Annotated in this window: 5 protein-coding genes; 4 read left to right on the top strand and 1 reads right to left on the bottom strand. The window is 51.7% G+C overall.

Features of this window, described 5'->3' with window-relative positions; genetic code table 11:
- The first annotated feature begins 143 nt into the window (after window positions 1-143).
- From IGR76_10655 to IGR76_10670, 4 genes are all read left to right on the top strand, one after another.
- The gene (locus IGR76_10655; GenBank protein ID MBF2078952.1) at window positions 144-677 is read left to right on the top strand and encodes a hypothetical protein; all 534 of its coding nucleotides are present in this window, start codon (window positions 144-146) and stop codon (window positions 675-677) included.
- 22 nt (window positions 678-699) lie between these two features.
- Window positions 700-897 (top strand): hypothetical protein, encoded by a 198-nt coding sequence (locus IGR76_10660; protein ID MBF2078953.1) that lies wholly within the window; start codon window positions 700-702, stop codon window positions 895-897.
- Window positions 898-1,305: 408 nt separating this feature from the next.
- The gene (locus tag IGR76_10665) at window positions 1,306-1,989 is read left to right on the top strand and encodes a response regulator transcription factor (protein ID MBF2078954.1); all 684 of its coding nucleotides are present in this window, start codon (window positions 1,306-1,308) and stop codon (window positions 1,987-1,989) included.
- Window position 1,990: 1 nt separating this feature from the next.
- Window positions 1,991-3,304 (top strand): two-component sensor histidine kinase, encoded by a 1,314-nt coding sequence (locus IGR76_10670; GenBank protein MBF2078955.1) that lies wholly within the window; start codon window positions 1,991-1,993, stop codon window positions 3,302-3,304.
- Between the two features lie 272 nt (window positions 3,305-3,576).
- Here IGR76_10670 and IGR76_10675 read toward each other — a convergent pair.
- On the bottom strand, window positions 3,577-3,752 hold a 176-nt coding region (locus tag IGR76_10675), incomplete at its 5' end, for an IS5/IS1182 family transposase (protein MBF2078956.1).

The raw sequence follows: 3,752 nt of genomic DNA on the forward strand, positions 1-3,752 counted from the left end.
TTCCGGTGGGAGAAGCCCGCACCGTATGTTTGCATCGGTGTCGGGAGTACGTCACTGATTCGTTTATACAATAAGTGCGATCGCCAGCAACATTATGGTTTCTAAATCGTCTATCTCCCCACAGTGTGAGTTGAGGAGTGGCTATGAGTTCATCTGACCTTCAACACCGAAAGTCCATGTTCGGTCTTGCGTCATTTTTGACCTTTGCCGTTGCTATTGGATACAGCCCCTTGACGTCTGCCGAAGCGGAACCGGAGCGAGCTCGCAGCAGTTTCTCCGAACGTCCGGTGCTACTGGCAACCTCCCTCGTCACGCAATCGGCAGTGGCTGAAATCAATAAAACCGTAGCGGGCAAGGCAACGGTGATGATTGCACAAACCACGCCAGAGCAGTCGCTAGCCAATTATCTCACTCAAATCGGGGCACGTATGTATGGGGCATACTGGTGTCCGTATTGCATGCGCCAAATTGCGTTGTTCGGGGAGGCATTTGATGCGATCAACTACGTGGAGTGTGATGCCCGTGGCGAGAATGCCCAGCCTCAGCTTTGTATTGATGCGGGCGTTGCAGGGTTTCCCACCTGGGACATTAATGGTGAACTTTATCCTGGGTTGCATTCCCTTGAGGAACTTGCTGAACTGTCTGGCTATACCGGATCAACCGATTTTTCCAAGTAAGCGTTAGGGGATCTCCAATCTGATGGCAAACGATATCAGCCTGTTCTGGGAATGGTTAGGCGTATTGACGGGCTTGGTCGCTCTGTTTGCGCTGGTCATCCTTCGGGTGAAATGGCAAGATCCGCCTGAGCCACAGACCTGGATCGATCGTATCCTTGAAGCAGATGATTCATCGACGTTCAGTTCCTCTCCCATTTCATCTGAACATCCTGAGCGCTAGATTAACGCTAGACTGCGGCGATTAATTCTCTCCCTTCGTAAGCCGACAGTTAATATCACATCCAGGTAATCAATGGTTAATCCCTGATGGAGGGGCGGGTTTTGCCCTTCAACATCGGTACTTGCTGGGTTCGGCCTGCTAAACCCGCCCGTACCCATAATGCGGTGTTCAGGTCAGTTTGATATCAGGGGCAAGCTAGGCATGCGCGTTGACTGGCGCAGTTTTTAGTCTGAAGCGATCGCCCAATGGGGTGGCACACCTCCTCCAGTCGGTTAGGCAATCTCCGATAATGAAATTATTGATCTGCCCTAGTCGGTCGCAACTGGGGAAAGGGTTTCATGGCGACATTCCCGTCGCGGCAGTCCATAACTCACGTCCACTCCACTCAAGGTTCGATAGTGCAACGGTATGAAAATTCTTTTAGTTGAAGATGACGAACGCATCGCGGATGCTTTAGCAGAAGAACTCATGGATCAAAACTACACCGTCGATGTTATCTACGATGGACAGTCCGCCTGGGACATGATCGAAGCCTATTCCTACGATTTGATTTTGCTGGATGTGATGCTGCCGGGGATTGACGGCATCACCCTCTGCAAAAAGCTGCGATCGCACCGATACACAGTTCCCATCTTGATGCTCACCGCTCGTGATACCACGGGAGATAAGGTCTTAGGACTGGATGCCGGAGCCGATGACTATGTGGTTAAACCCTTTGACCTCGACGAACTTTCAGCCCGGATCCGATCGCTGCTTCGACGCGGTGGCGATATTGCTCCTCCGATTTTGAGCTGTGGAGACTTGCAGCTTGACCCCAGCACCTGCGAGGTTCACTATGCCAGCACCCTCCTCGCCCTCACTCCCAAGGAATACACCCTGCTGGAACTGTTCATGCGAAACCCACGCCGCGTCTATAGTAGCAGCCAAATTGTAGAGCGACTGTGGACATCGGGTGAAATTCCCTCAGAGGAAACGGTGCGATCGCACATCAAAGGGCTGCGACAAAAATTGAAGCAATCGGGAGCCAATCCCAACTTGATCGAAACGGTTCATGGATTAGGATATCGATTAACGCAATGCGAAATTCCCTAATATGTTGAAAGGACTCGGTCTTCACCTCTTGCTGGCTTACCTATCCGTGATTGCGGGGGTATTTGGCACCTCGGCGTTAGCGGTGTATCTATTCTTTGTGAATAGCCTCTATCAGCAGGTGGATAGCCGCTTACTGACCCTAGCGCAATCGGCCACCCCAACCTTGGCCGATGTGAAGCGGGAGGGGGAAGGCCACCTCGAAGAACGGGAGGAAATTCCCTGGCAAGACCTCTTTCGGCGGAATTCTCAAAGCCTTACCTGGTTCGATGCCGAGGGAAATGTGATTGCGAGTCAGGGCACGAGTCAGGTGAGCTATCCCGCCAAAGAGGGCATTCTCACTCTGGGCAACATTCGAACCTATACGATCGCCGTTTATCTCCGAAATCCAGGGCAATCCGAACCTCGGTTAGAAGGATATATTCGCGCCAGTGAATCGATTGATGATATTCAAGACTTGATCGTGCGACTGCGGTGGGGCTTTGCCCTGGGAGGCAGTTTGGCCTTAGGACTCAGTGCGTTGGGAAGTGTATGGCTGGTACAAATGTCGCTCTACCCCACTCGGCACAGCCTAGAACAACTGCGCCAGTTTACCGCCGATGCGTCCCATGAGTTGCGGAGTCCCCTCACCGCAATCAAAACCTCGGTGGACGTGATTTTGAAGCATCCCGAACGCATTCATCCCAAAGATGTTAAAAAGCTGTCGGCGATCGCCAGTGCCACGAATCAAATGAAACATCTGGTGGAAGATTTGCTATTTCTGGCGCGTACCGATTCCACCCATGCACCACAGGTGACGCACAAACCCGTCCATCTCGATCAGGTATTGCAGGAACTGATCAATCTGCTGGAACCTCAAGCGCAGCAGAAGGGAATTCGCCTCTGGTCAGAACTGTTGCCGGAGATGGTGGTACTGGGCGATGACACAAAACTCATCCGCCTCTTTTCCAATTTGTTGGAAAATGCCCTCCAGTACACGCCCAGTGGGGGTAGTGTGGGGGTGATTATGCGCAAGGCCGGGAAGATGGTAGAGATTGATGTTCGCGATACCGGGATGGGAATTGCGCCGGAGCGTTTGCCGTTTGTTTTTCAACGGCTATGGCGTGCCGACCGGGCTCGCACCTACCGCGCCGGAGGACTGGGACTGGGGCTATCGATTGCGTTGGCGATCGCCTCTCAGCATGACGGGGAAATTTCAGTGAGTAGCCAGATTGGTCAGGGAAGTACCTTTCAGGTGCGGCTTCCTCGTTTTGTGGAACCTCGCACAGAGGGACGAGTGCGGGTGATTACAGGAATACCTGGCATGAAACCCAACTAGTTTTGTCATCAGGCTCCATAGAGCGATCGCCCCTTTCGCCCCAAGAACTTCAGAACCTGAAGATTTACCTGAATAAACCTGAACTTTTTGGGATTTTTTCGGCGCGATGTTCAACGCATCATAGAAGCATATCAAACAGGGTACGTTCGAACTTGCTCAATGCCTACAAACAGTCAAACGACTAGGAGCCTCCAGTCATGCAGCTATCTTTTCTTGGGGCTTTGTTGCATGATTAGAAAAACGGTCAGGTTCGCCTTGAGAGTGTCCTGGTATTAACCTTCAACCTTGTAGCTATCGGGTTTAGCGATCTGAATCATGCGGTTGAGCGCAACACATTTGATGAACAATTCCACGGCTTGATTGTCAAATTGACGCGCACTGAGATTGCCCCCAAAAATAGTCTTAAAGCGGAACATGGTAGTTTCAGCAATCGAACGACGATGATAGC

The organism is Synechococcales cyanobacterium T60_A2020_003 (assembly GCA_015272205.1).
Taxonomy (GTDB): Bacteria; Cyanobacteriota; Cyanobacteriia; order RECH01; family RECH01; genus JACYMB01.

Coding starts and splice junctions, on each gene's coding strand:
- IGR76_10660 (MBF2078953.1), top strand. CDS start 700: ATGGCAAACGATATCAGCCTGTTCTGGGAATGGTTAGGCGTATTGACG.
- IGR76_10655 (MBF2078952.1), top strand. CDS start 144: ATGAGTTCATCTGACCTTCAACACCGAAAGTCCATGTTCGGTCTTGCG.
- IGR76_10670 (MBF2078955.1), top strand. CDS start 1,991: ATGTTGAAAGGACTCGGTCTTCACCTCTTGCTGGCTTACCTATCCGTG.
- IGR76_10665 (MBF2078954.1), top strand. CDS start 1,306: ATGAAAATTCTTTTAGTTGAAGATGACGAACGCATCGCGGATGCTTTA.